Consider the following 12402-nt stretch of genomic DNA (forward strand, 5'->3'; position numbering starts at 1 on the left):
CCCCCCCCCCCCCCCCCCCCCCCCCCCCCCCCCCCCCCCCCCCCCCCCCCCCCCCCCCCCCCCCCCCCCCCCCCCGGGCCGGCACGTTCGCGCGTGCACGGCCAGCAATGGTACGGACGGCGGCACGCCGATCGGCGCTCCCTCAACGCGTTTCAAGCGAGTGCGTGGCCGTGATGCGTGGGCCGCCGTCCGATTCCGAAAATGGGATACGAAAAAACCCGCGGCGGATTTTGTCCCGCGCGGGCGTTGCGAACTTTTCGATGATGCCACTATGCCAGTGTTTTGCCCGACGGGTCAAGTCTTAATTCTGTTTTTTCGAAGTTGAATCCGACGGCATCTTCGGGACGCCGATTCCGACCAGTCGCGACCATGAAAACGGCCCGCCAACGGGTTGTACCGTGCGGGCCGAACCAAACTCTTCGATAATGCCACTATGCCGGTGTTTTGCCCGACGGGTCAAGCTCTATTTCGATTTTTGCGAATTAAGGCCGACGGAAACCTTCGGCAAGCCAATTCCAGTCGGGCTGTCGGCGTTTCGCCCGACGTGTCAACGAACGAACCGTCCCTGCCCGCGTTAAGCCGGTCAGGAGGATCACCAATGACACTGAACATGATTCCGAAAACCTCGCGGCACTTGCCCGGCCAGAAGCCGCGCATCGACGGGAAGCCCGACACGCGAGAGGCCATCATCGCGGACGCTGACGAAACCGGGGACCAGAACCGCGATCTCGTTCACGGCGAGGGCGGAACCATCGATTGTCCCACCAGGCCCGGCGATCTCTCGAAGGATGATTAGGCCGGCGAGCCCGGATAACGAGGCCCTTCCTCCCATTCTGATATGTGGTGCGCAAAGGGCTTGCTTCAAGTCCCCGGTGATCGCGTAGAACCCCCGGCCCAACCAACAGGTCGAGGGGTCACGACATGTCCGTATTGCTTCCGACGTCCCGGTCGCGCAGCCGGAAACAACAGGCCACCGCGAACAATCCGGCGATGACAGACCATGCGGTCGTCGTTGCCGGCGGTGGCCCGACCGGCTTGATGCTGGCCGCGGAGCTCGCGCTGGCGGATGTCGACGTCGCCGTGGTCGAACGGCGCGGCGATCAGGAACTGGTCGGCACCCGCGCCGGCGGCTTGCACGCGCGCAGCATCGAGATCCTCGACCAGCGCGGCGTCGCGGATCGTTTCCTGCGCGAAGGGCAGATCACCCAGCTCGCCGGCTTCGCCTGGACAAGGCTCGACATCAGCGATCTCCCCACCCGGCACGCTTACGGGCTGGCCCTGCGGCAGACCCACATCGAGCGCATCCTGGCCGAGTGGGTCAGCGAGCTCGCGGTGCCGATCTATCGCAACCGCGAGGTGATGGGCTTTGCGCAGGACGAGACCGGCATCGACCTGACCCTGTCCGAGGGCGAGACCTTGCGCGCGAATTATCTGGTCGGCTGTGACGGCGGCCGCAGCCTGGTGCGCAAGGACGCCGGCATCGACTTCGCAGGCTCCGAGCCGACGCTGAGCAATCTCATGGCCGAAGTCGAGATGCGCGACGAGCCCGCATGGGGCCTGCGCCACGACGCGCTCGGCTTTCACGGCCTCAGCAAGACCGAGGGCGGGCGCGTGCTGGTCGTCGTGACGGAAGCCACGCTCGATCGCACGGGCGCGCCCGGCTCGCGCGATCTCAGCGAAGCCCTCGTCGCCGTCTACGGCACCGACTTCGGACTCCACAACCCGTCCTGGATCTCCCGCTTCACCGATGCGGTACGGCAGGCCGTGTCCTATCGCAAGCGTCGCGTGCTGCTCGCCGGCGATGCCGCGCATATCCATCACTCCGTCGGCGGCCAGGGCCTCAACATTGGCGTGCAGGACGCCGTCAATCTCGGCTGGAAGCTCGCGCAGATGGTCAAGGGCCTGTCGCCCGAAAACCTGCTCGACACCTACCACGCCGAGCGCCACCCCGTCGGCGCGCGGACCTTGCGTAACACCATGGCGCAAATCGCCCTGCTCCGCCGCGGCGAGGACGGCCTCAAGGCCGCGCGTGAAATCGTTGCCGAGCTGCTCGCGATGGACGCGCCGCGCCAAATTTTTGGCGCGATGATGAGCGGGCTCGATTTGCACTATGATCTCGGCCAAGGCCACGCGCTGCTCGGGCGCCGCATGCCCGATCTCGACCTGATGGTCGACGGGCGTCCGCTGCGGCTGTTCACGTTGATGCACGGAGCGCGCGGCTTGCTGCTCGATTTTGGGAAGGCCGGCGGCCTCGACATCGCGCCGTGGAAAGGTCGCATCGATCGCATCGACGCCGAATACAAGGGCCCGTGGCGGCTTCCGGCGATCGGACAAGTCGCAGCGCCAAGCGCCGTGCTGGTACGGCCCGACGGGCATGTGGCGTGGGTCGGAGACGAAAGCCAACACGGACTTGCGGACGCGATGACGAAGTGGTTCGGGCTGTCCGCGACGTAACGCTCGAACCTCCGGCGCGCCGTCGAGACAAAGAAGCCCGCGCAATTCCGCGGGCTCGAACCAGGCACCTTTTCGATGATGCCATTCTGCCAGTGTTTTGCCCGACGTGTCAAACGACAGATCTCGAACAACATTCGCACGTCGCTATAACCCGCATTTCACTCCGGCCCACGCAACGGCCGTATCCAGCGCGCGTACCACTCCTCAGCGTCATTGTGCGGACTGCCTGCGCCATCCACTCCAAAGATCGGTGGCGGAATGAAATAGCTTGGCTCATTCGCAAATGAGGCGATCGGCCTGCTCGGCTCCGGCTGTTGGCCGTAAGCAGTCGGCATGGTCCAGTTACCAAACCGATCGTTGAATTCCGTGGAAGGCAGATAAGGGACTGGCGCACTTCCCGAGCTGAAAACGCTGCCCGCATTCGACTCATTGACACGGGTGAGACGGCGGACCTCTTCGGGCGCGATAGCCCCAGCACCAGGGGCAACTGGCGCTTCAATTCCGCTCGAAGACTGAGCGGGCGTGGCACCGTCTGCCGCTTCGGTCCATTGACTGAAACGATCGGTAAAGGTGCTCGCCCGCGCGGAATTTTGGTCGAGCGAGTTGTCCGATGGTTGCTGCGCACCAGAGTGTGACGCCGATACGGCAGATACTCCGCTCTCTTTTCCGCTGGCGGGCTCGGCGCCAGCGGCAGAACTCGCCGCCCCCGTCAGCCCAAGAGCCCCCGCGATAGGCAGCCAAGCCGGTAAGAGCGGCAACAATTCGGGTGCGACCATCGCGCCCCCGACAAGCGCGAGTCCGCGCAAAACAGCCGGACGGTCGGCAGGATCATAGGGGAGATTATACGGGTCTGGCCCCACCAATAGCGATCCATCCGAACGCCTGAGCAGATCGCTAGTCTCCGGATTGAATTGCAGAACTTGCGGAGCCGGCGGCATCGCCGTGCTGGGAGGCAGTTTGCCGAGCCGCTGCTCATCTGGCCCAGGCAGCGGGAATGCCGGCACTCCACCTGCCAAGCGTGGATCGCTCCGCGCAAACCCTTCCGTTGCGTTCAGACCTGCGAGAGAAGGCGAACTGTAGCCTGGCAGCGGTGGAAACTCGCTCGGGTTGACTGGTGTCGAGCCGGGTATGCGAAAGATGCTTGAGGAGGGATCAAGGGGTGTGAACTTGGACCAAGGCGTCTCCTTCAAGTCTTTGTTGCCGGGCGTTAGGTTAACGCCAGGATTATCGTCGATTGCCTTACTGAGCTGCTTTTCCCTATCGAGATTGCCCAAGTACGGCGAGAATTTGATGAGATGACTTCCAGTCCGCCTGAGCTCACGGATTCTGTTCTGCTCTTCGGGGTAATCGGCAAGATATTTTTCACGACCGGCAAGAAAGCTCCCATTGCCAGGATTTACATCAGCGCCGGAACTCGGCGTGTTCGTGTAAAGGTCTCCATTTGCAAGCGCAATTCTCATCGCATCTTGCAGACGCTCGACGGCCTTCAAGCGTAGAATAGCGTCAGGGATCTTGGCAATCGCGTCAAGCTCGTCGCAAGCCGCGTAGTATGATTCGAGATGCCCACCGGGATGAGGAGATATCCCCATTTCGGCAGCGAGCAGCCGATCTCTCGGGAGATAAACGATATTTGCAGGCGCATCCAAATCTACTCCACGCAAGGCTTCGTTGGGCGCACATTGCTCCGGAATAATATGGTGACCCCATAAAATTGAACTTCGCATAATGTCCCTCAAGAGGGTTCAGCGGCCGATTGAGCCGTCAAATGTCCAAAGCATTGTTGAATTTGATTCCGAGAAGGCCGGCTTCCTTGCAGGCATCCTTGAGCGCCTGATCGCAAATAACCGTCCTGTAGCAGAAGGCCATTCGGAATACATGCGCGCCCCCGACCGCGTCTTCGTTGAAGACGAGTTTGGCGCCACTCCGGAAGTTGTAATATTTCTTGCCGAAATCCTCGTACTTTGGGTCGTCTTGGATACCTATCTCGAGCCGTGACTGCTCTTCGTCCAGTGCGTCCAGGACGCGAATGGCATCGCACAGCCAGTATCGCGGGCCATCGTAGGTCCCCCGCGAAACACTCACGTCGCATGCTGCGAATTCGAATCCGGCATGATCGACGGCTTGGAAGACCATCTTCGCTCGGTCAGACACCAGCCAAAAGGAGTGAAAGTGCCTGATGTCCAAAGGTCGTCGCACTCGCTTCTTCGCAAACAGGAAGCGCGGCGGCTCGAAGTATTCCGGAAATCCCCGCCGGCCCGGTGGCGGCGCAAGGAGTTGCGTGCCAGGAGCAAGAGCATCAGCGTTCTCCCAGGTCATACGAGGGCGAGCGGGGCGGAAATCGATGGCCATTTCATAGTACTGCCCCTTCCGTACGCTGCGGCGACGAGGTCCAACCTTCTTGTTGTCGTCATTCATGATGGTCTGCCCGACTTTGGCGGTGGCAAGAGTAACATTGTTAGATCAGCGAGGACTGGGCCTGCCGGATTGCGGGCGTCACCTGCGGCTCCGTTAATTTTGGTGCTCTATGTTCTGCGAGAAAGATCATGCTTTCGCGCTCTGGGTCGTTTCGCAATAGAAACTGCCCTTTCCTGGCCCATGACTACGTCCCATTGAACATCATGCTCATCGGGGCATGACGAAGAACTGCCATCAACTGCCAATAAAAAAGCCCGCGGCACCCCCGCGGGCTCGATCCAAATTCATCTCGATGATGCCAATCTGCCAGTGTTTTGCCCGACGTGTCAAATGACGTATCATGAATGAGACGCGCGCAACTCTCTTCGCGTATCGTGACAGTCAATTATGCCAAACCATCGGTACAGAAAAGAACGGGCAAGCCTTCGAATCGATCGGAGGCCTGGTAGCGAGCCGAGAAGCGCTCGCGCGAGTCGCGACCAAACGTGTCGCCGTCTTTGACCACAAGCCCGTGCTCAACCAGATAGACGACAAGACCGTCCACCTTATTGATCAGCGTTGGAAGTGTCAGCTTGTGGGTCTCGAACTCGATTTCACGCTCAGCAAATGCTGACAATCCCATCGTTACTGCTCCGATGCCTGTCTTTGATCGGAACGGCAATATGTCCACCCACAGTGAAGAAGGATACTCTGGATACGGCGCAAACGATTGGCTGGACATGTCCAACCATAGATCGGCGGAACGTGCGACCTTGCCATTCCATACAACAGCGCAACATTCCGGCACGGTCGCGATCAATGCGCCGATAACAGCCGTCGTTAGACGAGCGGCGGGCAACGGACGCTGATTTTGGCCAAGTACAGAGACGATCAGGTGCCCTCGATGCCGCGCCGCAACCGACTTACTCTCTGGCCATGTCCTGGCGGCGCGCGACCACAAACCGGGATCGTCAGGAATGCGCGCGGGCATCGACATGACGGCAACAAGCTCGTTGCCACAGCGAATGAGCGGCGAGTTTGCCTGAGTCTGTTGCGCGTCTCCGTTCTCCGCAACCTCAGTTGCCAGCTCAGGATGTCGAGCGCGGAGGGCCTTCGCAAGTGCCGACATGTCCGGCGTCACAGGATTATCCAATAAGACCAGAGAGAGAATCGAGTTACTCATCGACTGCCCCACAGACATTGCGGCGAGCCCGACAACTTCCGCTCTCGCCCAAAGGTTGAAACTTTGCTTCATTAGAACGAATCAAGAACACCGTCAACCGATATTCCTTGCGCGCATAATGAGAGCACACGGCAATTATCGGCTTCGAGCCGAACAGGCCTGTTTAGCTAGTCGGCGACACGGGCATTCGTTGAACGCGAATTGAGGATGATCCGCTGGGGCATGCCACCGCGACCCTTACCAGAGGCTGCCCCGTCACAAACATTCCGCAACACTCATCCCCTTATGGCGCGCGTGGCTCAAGCCGGAGCATCGCTGCCTCGTCCCGGTCAACAGCTTTGCCGAATACGCGCCGAAGCCCAACCCGGCGACGAAGAAGAAAGACATCGTGTGGTTTCCGCTCGCGGATGCTCGGCCGCTGTTCGCGTTCGCGGGGATTTGGACGACTTTCAATGGTGATCGCGGTACAAGATCGTGGCGAGAGGACAAGACAAGGAGGGTTCAGTTGCTCCGGAGTAGGCATCGACACCGATCTGATAGGGATTTTACTCTCGGGGAGGCTGCTCAGGCTGTCTTTCTGGTGTGTTTCTAGCTTCAAGGGTCCTCTACGGGCCTTGGTAGGGAACAGGCGTCGTGTATCAAATGCCGCATCCGCCTATGCGGAAACATTTCAGAGCCGCCCTTAAGTTTTAGCGACATCACATGAGGGATGTTGCCACGCAGAAGGCGGCCCAAGCGCCATGCACAATGAGGTTTCTGTCCTCTCTCCTGATGGCGATCCTGTCGCAAAGAAATGAGAGCTGATGAAAATCCGCTTCAGGAAGGCGCAGCTTCGCGGAGCACCCTAAGGAATCCAGTTGCATCAAGTCGGCTGGTGATATTCGTCCGTATTTAAATTCCAGGCCGAGAAGCCTATTTATTGAGTCGCGCATGCGAGCCTCTAGCTTCGCCCAGCTAATGACAAGGCGCCTTATAAGGCGCTGTTGAATAAGGCCGACATGGCCGTCTAGATCATCCTAGGAGACGTGCCCTTTGATCGGGGGCTTAGGGGGGCCGAGGGGCTTTGGGTGTTTCGCCACGGTTTTAAGCCATGGCAGAGAGATCGGGCGACCATAGCGAGCAAGGAGCGCAAGAGCGTTTCGAGGCCGGCTCAAGCCTCATGATCCGCAAGGAAAAACCGAAGGTGTAGAAAAACCCCGCCGCAGCGGGGCTGTAAGCTAGGCGTAAGCCCTCTCCAATTCATATCTGGGTGTTAGTAGTTCGATGGGAATGTGCCATTCCGTGCTGATGTCTCGGATCATGTCGAGCGTAAGGGGCCGAACGCGGTTTAGAATTTCGGACGCGCGGTTGCGACCGATCACGTTGCCAAGATCAGCTTGCGACTTGCCCATCGACTCAATTGCGAAATGCAGGACTTCAATTGGATCTGCGTGCGGCATTTCAAAATTTTTGTCTTCGTAGTCTCGGATGAGAGCTGCGAGAACTTCGAAACGGTCGCTGTCAGGTGTACCCATCTCAGGCTCATTGTCGAAGTAACGAGTTACTTCGCCCACAGCCCAATCATAGTCCTGTTCATCGTGGAGGGGTCTAACGTCCATCATGACACCTTCTCCGCATTTACCCTGTCATACTCTTCGTGCGTGCCGACAAATTTGATGAGAGCGAACCTACGTCTATAAGCAAAGTGGACAATGATGCGGTATTTGTTGCCGCCGATATCGAAGATAGCTCTGTTATCTGCGACGAAGTCCACGTTGTTGCCGAACGTCTCCTTCAATTCTGCCGGGAAGTTCCATTCCCCTTTGGAAACGATTTGGTACCAAGTGCTGATTGGTTTTTCAGCGTCGGGGTACTGCTTCCAAAAGGTTTGGAGTACCTTTCGTGCTATTACGTTCGTAGGCATAGCATGTTCCCAACATGGGATCAAATTTAAAATTCCCAATGCGGGAACTTTAAAAGTGAGCGGCGGGGTTTATTTTCGCCAATATTTAACGAATTTAGGTCCTGGTTTCGCCTTTGGGTAGTGTTTTGTACCCACTTCTCCAAATGCGCCGGGCCGCCTCTCGAAGTCCGGCCACGTCCCCACGGCGCGCGACCACAAACCGGGATCGTCAGGAATGCGCGCGGGCATCGACATGACGGCAACAAGCTCGTTGCCACAGCGAATGAGCGGCGAGTTTGCCTGAGTCTGTTGCGCGTCTCCGTTCTCCGCAACCTCAGTTGCCAGCTCAGGATGTCGAGCGCGGAGGGCCTTCGCAAGTGCCGACATGTCCGGCGTTGCCGGCGTGTCCAACAGGACCAAAGCGAGCAGTGAATTGCTCATCGGCTACCCCACAGAAATTTTGGGAGCGAGACCAGATGCACTTGCTCTTCGCCCAAAGGTTGAATTTTTAATTTCTAGAACAAAACACGAACAGTGTCAACTCATCCTCTCGCCCGCGTCGGTTGGCGGGCCACGCGCACGTTGTTCTTAAAGCGATCCCCCGCGCGTGATCGTCATCGGCTTTGCTGCGCTGAGCTCGGCAGCGCTCGAGCCGGTGCAGAGATCTCACACCCCGTGCTGATCATCCGGCGCGTCCCTGCCCGCGCGAGCTGAGCTGGCTTCTGTCCAAAAGTGAACATTGCAATCGCAAGCACTCAAGTAGAGCAAGTCCCTCAACTGGCTCAACCCGCTCCCGTAATTTAATCCGCCGACATATCATAGGATATGTCTCTCCCTCAGACGGGGGAGTTAAGCTTTATCCATCACCGCAAGGCAATTGGCATCTGCCGGTGATGAGAACGCCCAACCAGCGCTCCCGCCCACGAACGAGGGAGATGTGCATGCCGACACGACGACGTTTCAAGCAGACCAGGACACTCACCCAGCGGCTCGCCGAGGAGGCCGCGCGGCTTCGCGAGGAAGCGCGCACGCTCGCGCCGGGGCGACGCCGCGAGATGCTGCTGCGCCGCGCGCGGCAGGACGAGACCGCCATGCACATCGACGCCTGGCTGCAATCGCCAGGGCTGAGGGCACCGTCATGACCCTGCAATATCGCGCCTACCTGGTCGGCGACAACGGCGTGTTCCGCTCCGCCGAAGCGTTCGAGGCCGCGTCGGATGCGATCGCCCTCATCTTCGCGCAGCAGTTCACGCGGCACGGCAAGGTCGAGGTCTGGCAGCTCGGCCGCAAGATCGCCGTGCTCGAGCCCGAGTCATCCCCGACGGAATTTCTCACGCGTCAATGATCGCGTGATGCGGAGGGTGTCCGGAAGGTCTCGAACGCGAACGAGAACTTGACCTGCATCACCGGACCTTTGGCATCACGAACGTCGATCGCCATGGTCTGCCTGCCGCCCGCGGCAGGCGCGGAGAGGATGGCATCGCGCGCCATGTCCGCGACCGACTTGGCGGCCTCCGCCTGAACGGCGCGCCAGCTGGCCAGCTCCAGCCCTTCCTCGTCGAGCGCTACACCGGTGTCGTCGCGCAGGTCGAAATAATATCGGGGCATTGCGGCATCCTTTGCCCGTAATAGGTCCGAAGCGGCCAAAGGGTTTCCAAGGCAGCGAAAAAATCTGGTGGAATCAACGGGTTCCGGGAACTCCGACGTCCGCTGGCGCGACGCGGAAGCAGCAGTTGTCGCGTGCGGGGCGGTCTCTTTCAGGGAGCGAAAGCGACAGGGCGACACGACATTCGGCGCCCTTCATTCCTCCGCAAGCTTCCCGACGATATAGGCATCCACCGTTTCGGCGAACGAGCGCTGCACGCCGACCGCAGTCCCATGCTGGTCGAGCGCGTCGCGCTGGAGCACGCGCAGGCCGCGGCCGCGCATGCAGGCCGGCGCCGTGTTCAGATATTGGTCGATGGCGCCCTTTGCGAGCGGGATGGCCTTCGGGTCACCCCTTGCGATCAGAAGCCGCAAGAGGCTCTGGCATTCGGCCAAGCCTGGCATGGGATCAGCGCCTCACGCCTGCCGCGATTTCGCCGGCCGCTTGACCGGCTGGGTGTGGCAGCCGAACAGCGCCAGCAAAAACGCGACTTCTTCCTTCGAACCAACCTGGATCATGATGATCTCCTTTTCGCTAGGTTGGTCGGGCACAGCGGGCGGGGCGTTCGAGACAATCTGGTTTCAGCACTGTTTCAGGCGTGTTTCATCGTGACGCGCGATGTTCATGGTCGCCTGAATAGGAACAGCTCCTGGGGTCAATGGGTTATCGGGGCGTCGGTCCGGATGCACGACCGGCACCCCCCCACGGCCCCAGCCCGGGGGGGCGGGCTGAGGCCGTTTTTGCCCCCGCGCAAATTCAACGCGCGCGCGCGTTCCGGTCTCGCATGGGCTTCTCCCAGGACAGCTTGTTGCAGCCGGAACACCGGAAGATGGCAATCGCGCCCTCGGGTGAACTGACCGCGTCGATGAATGTCATCGGTTGGTTGCACGCGGCACACATCGGCCGCGACCTGGTGTCTCGGTTCGCCATGCGCGCAAACGCGGCACAGCGGGATAGGTTTCTATTGCTCTTCGCTGTTCCTTAACGCCTGACACCTATTTTTTTCGCGGGTTTGAGAGGGCTTAGGGTTCGCGCGATGGCTGTGAAGTGTGCGGGATGTGCCGACGGGACCGAGCTCCCGTTCCAGTTCAAGATGGCGTTTCAGCCGATCGTCAACGTCGTCGAACACCGCGTCTGGGGCTATGAGGCCCTGGTGCGCGGTCCGAACGGCGAAAGCGCGCACAGCGTCCTCAGCCAGCTCACCGACCAGCAGCTCTACCGCTTCGACCAGGCCGCCCGCGTGATGGCGATCGAAACCGCGGGCGCGCTGTTCGACGACCCGGAGGCGCGGCTCTCGATCAACTTCCTGCCGAATGCAGTGTACGAGCCGCGCGCCTGCATCCAGAAATCGCTGGAGGCCGCGCGGCGCGCGAGCTTTCCGACCTCGAAGCTGATGTTCGAGTTCACCGAGAACGAGCGGATGTCCGATCCGGCGCATATCGAAAACATCGTCCGCGCCTACAAGGCCTTCGGGTTCTGGACCGCACTGGACGATTTCGGCGCGGGCTATGCCGGCCTCAGCCTGCTTGCCCGGTTGCAGCCGAACCTGATCAAGATCGACATGGAGCTCGTGCGAGACATCCAGCTCAGCCATCCCAAGCAGGTGATCGTCTCCGCGGTGGCCGCGATCGCGCGCGAGCTCGACATCACTGTGCTGGCCGAAGGCGTCGAGAGCGAAGCCGAGCTCACGTCCTTGCGGGCCGCCGGCATCGCGCTGTTCCAGGGTTACTATTTCGCAAAACCAGGCTTCATGTCGCTACCGGAGGTTGCGGGACTCCAACGGCTGGATGTCTCGATCGCCAGTTGACGAAGGCCGCGGCTGTTTTCACGATCCGCGCTTCTGCGTGACGAGCCGCAGCGCGATGCCGTGCTGCCAGGCCCGCACCCTCACAGCCGCTTCGCTGCGACCGAGCTCACCGGCGATCTCGTCCGGCCGCCAGCCGGCTTCGGCCAGCGCCTTCAGCCGCTCGTGCTCTTCCGCTGTCCACTTCTTCAACAACGGGTAGCGTGATTGCATGGTTGGAAGCTGCCCAGCCCGCGTGGTCGACGCAGCCGACAATAAACCGAAACAGGGGAAGTTCCTATGCGACGTTGCTATGCGACATTGCCATGCGATGTGGGGCGCACCATCCCGCAAGTCGGCCGACGCCGAGGACAAGGCCTCGCTCAGATCCAGACGTCCTCGCGGCACGAGTCGCAGCGATAGATCAGGACCGAGCAGTCGCGCCTCACGTCTAAGATCGACGTCAGGTAGCGCGTGCCCCTCTCGCATTTGGGGCAGGCCGGCCCCGGCTTGAAATACTGATCCGGCCTCGTTGCCGGGCTTTGCTGTTCGCTGCTCATGTCATCCCTCATTGGAGGACTGAGTTCCTAAGTGCCAAAGTGGACATTCGTTCCAAATGGCGCGGGCGGCGCGTCTAACCCATGCGAGGGCCAGACTCTCCATGGTTGCGCGCCGTCATCGGCATTATCTGGAGCGGTCTAGCGCGCTTCCTGTTGACGGCCCCCCCCGCTCGTTCGTCCAGGCTCTCGACGGTGATGATGCGCGCGGCGCGGCGCGCCAGCTCGTCGTAATTTTCCGCCACCTTGCGCAGCACGTCCCGCGTCTCGGGATATTCGCAATTGTCCGCCTTGGTGCGGAATTCTTCCGCCCGCATCCGCCAGTACCGCGGAGGGTGCATCCGCTCGGCTCCCATGGGCCACTCCCCTCAGTTGGTCCAACCGTTCATGTCCTTAATGAAGAGCCCGTCCAGGAGTTCCCGCGCCGACGTTCCGGCTGCGATCACACGTTCAGATTGCGCACGGATCGCAGCTGACGACGACAGCACCTCGCGGGAAAGATCG

At 60.5% G+C, this 12402-nt stretch carries 15 protein-coding genes and 1 pseudogene; 6 read left to right on the plus strand and 10 right to left on the minus strand.

The window, feature by feature from the left end; all coding sequences use genetic code 11:
- Positions 1–598: 598 nt before the first annotated feature.
- Together AC0L2J_RS32425 and AC0L2J_RS32430 are read left to right on the plus strand one after the other, a co-directional pair.
- Complete coding sequence (locus AC0L2J_RS32425) at positions 599–796, plus strand: hypothetical protein (protein WP_473395685.1); 198 nt, start codon at positions 599–601, stop codon at positions 794–796.
- A 125-nt stretch (positions 797–921) separates the two neighbouring features.
- The gene (locus AC0L2J_RS32430; RefSeq protein ID WP_473395686.1) at positions 922–2454 is read left to right on the plus strand and encodes an FAD-dependent monooxygenase; all 1533 of its coding nucleotides are present in this window, start codon (positions 922–924) and stop codon (positions 2452–2454) included.
- 158 nt (positions 2455–2612) lie between these two features.
- Here the strand turns inward: AC0L2J_RS32430 and AC0L2J_RS32435 are convergent, their stop codons facing one another.
- The 3 genes from AC0L2J_RS32435 to AC0L2J_RS32445 all read right to left on the minus strand — a co-directional run bounded on the left by AC0L2J_RS32435 (position 2613) and on the right by AC0L2J_RS32445 (position 6031).
- On the minus strand, positions 2613–4100 hold the full coding sequence (locus tag AC0L2J_RS32435; RefSeq protein WP_473395687.1) for a hypothetical protein: 1488 nt from the start codon (positions 4098–4100) through the stop codon (positions 2613–2615).
- A gap of 115 nt (positions 4101–4215) precedes the next feature.
- Entirely contained in the window at positions 4216–4869 is a 654-nt protein-coding gene (locus AC0L2J_RS32440; RefSeq protein ID WP_473395688.1) for an imm11 family protein, read from the minus strand.
- 385 nt (positions 4870–5254) lie between these two features.
- A complete protein-coding gene (locus AC0L2J_RS32445; protein ID WP_473395689.1) occupies positions 5255–6031 on the minus strand; it encodes a DUF4261 domain-containing protein in 777 nt (258 codons plus the stop codon).
- A 192-nt stretch (positions 6032–6223) separates the two neighbouring features.
- Here AC0L2J_RS32445 and AC0L2J_RS32450 point away from each other — a divergent pair.
- A pseudogene (locus AC0L2J_RS32450) lies at positions 6224–6506 on the plus strand (SOS response-associated peptidase family protein); the annotation flags it as partial.
- A gap of 742 nt (positions 6507–7248) precedes the next feature.
- On the opposite strand, the gene AC0L2J_RS32455 reads toward AC0L2J_RS32450, so the two are convergent.
- Positions 7249–7632, minus strand: coding sequence for a helix-turn-helix domain-containing protein (locus AC0L2J_RS32455; protein ID WP_473249481.1), 384 nt, complete (start codon positions 7630–7632; stop codon positions 7249–7251).
- Entirely contained in the window at positions 7629–7934 is a 306-nt protein-coding gene (locus tag AC0L2J_RS32460) for a type II toxin-antitoxin system HigB family toxin (protein WP_473249480.1), read from the minus strand. The genes AC0L2J_RS32455 and AC0L2J_RS32460 overlap by 4 nt, the downstream gene beginning before the upstream one ends.
- A 920-nt stretch (positions 7935–8854) precedes the next feature.
- On the opposite strand from AC0L2J_RS32460, the gene AC0L2J_RS32465 reads away from it, so the two are divergent.
- Both AC0L2J_RS32465 and AC0L2J_RS32470 read left to right on the plus strand, forming a co-directional pair.
- Complete coding sequence (locus AC0L2J_RS32465; protein WP_063996883.1) at positions 8855–9055, plus strand: hypothetical protein; 201 nt, start codon at positions 8855–8857, stop codon at positions 9053–9055.
- On the plus strand, positions 9052–9258 hold the full coding sequence (locus AC0L2J_RS32470; RefSeq protein WP_007612754.1) for a hypothetical protein: 207 nt from the start codon (positions 9052–9054) through the stop codon (positions 9256–9258). Before AC0L2J_RS32465 ends, AC0L2J_RS32470 begins: the two co-directional genes overlap by 4 nt.
- On the opposite strand, the gene AC0L2J_RS32475 is transcribed toward AC0L2J_RS32470, so the two are convergent.
- Positions 9252–9521 carry a DUF6894 family protein gene (locus tag AC0L2J_RS32475; RefSeq protein WP_007612755.1) on the minus strand — a complete coding sequence of 90 codons (270 nt, stop codon included), beginning with the start codon at positions 9519–9521 and terminating at the stop codon, positions 9252–9254. The two genes, AC0L2J_RS32470 and AC0L2J_RS32475, sit on opposite strands and share 7 nt — an antisense overlap.
- 192 nt (positions 9522–9713) lie before the next feature.
- Positions 9714–9962, minus strand: a complete 249-nt coding sequence (locus AC0L2J_RS32480) for a hypothetical protein (RefSeq protein WP_007612758.1) — start codon at positions 9960–9962, stop codon at positions 9714–9716.
- 632 nt (positions 9963–10594) lie between these two features.
- Between AC0L2J_RS32480 and AC0L2J_RS32485 the strand changes: the two genes are divergently transcribed.
- Positions 10595–11365: an EAL domain-containing protein gene (locus AC0L2J_RS32485; protein ID WP_063995512.1), complete on the plus strand. Its 771-nt coding sequence runs from the start codon at positions 10595–10597 to the stop codon at positions 11363–11365.
- 18 nt (positions 11366–11383) lie between these two features.
- On the opposite strand, the gene AC0L2J_RS32490 is transcribed toward AC0L2J_RS32485, so the two are convergent.
- The 3 genes from AC0L2J_RS32490 to AC0L2J_RS32500 all read right to left on the minus strand — a co-directional run bounded on the left by AC0L2J_RS32490 (position 11384) and on the right by AC0L2J_RS32500 (position 12239).
- The gene (locus AC0L2J_RS32490; protein ID WP_063995511.1) at positions 11384–11575 is read right to left on the minus strand and encodes a hypothetical protein; all 192 of its coding nucleotides are present in this window, start codon (positions 11573–11575) and stop codon (positions 11384–11386) included.
- A gap of 149 nt (positions 11576–11724) precedes the next feature.
- On the minus strand, positions 11725–11901 hold the full coding sequence (locus AC0L2J_RS32495; RefSeq protein ID WP_007612770.1) for a hypothetical protein: 177 nt from the start codon (positions 11899–11901) through the stop codon (positions 11725–11727).
- Positions 11902–11975: 74 nt separating this feature from the next.
- Positions 11976–12239, minus strand: a complete 264-nt coding sequence (locus AC0L2J_RS32500) for a hypothetical protein (protein WP_245313348.1) — start codon at positions 12237–12239, stop codon at positions 11976–11978.
- Positions 12240–12402: the final 163 nt, after the last annotated feature.

This window comes from Bradyrhizobium sp. MV1.5, from assembly GCF_055807615.1.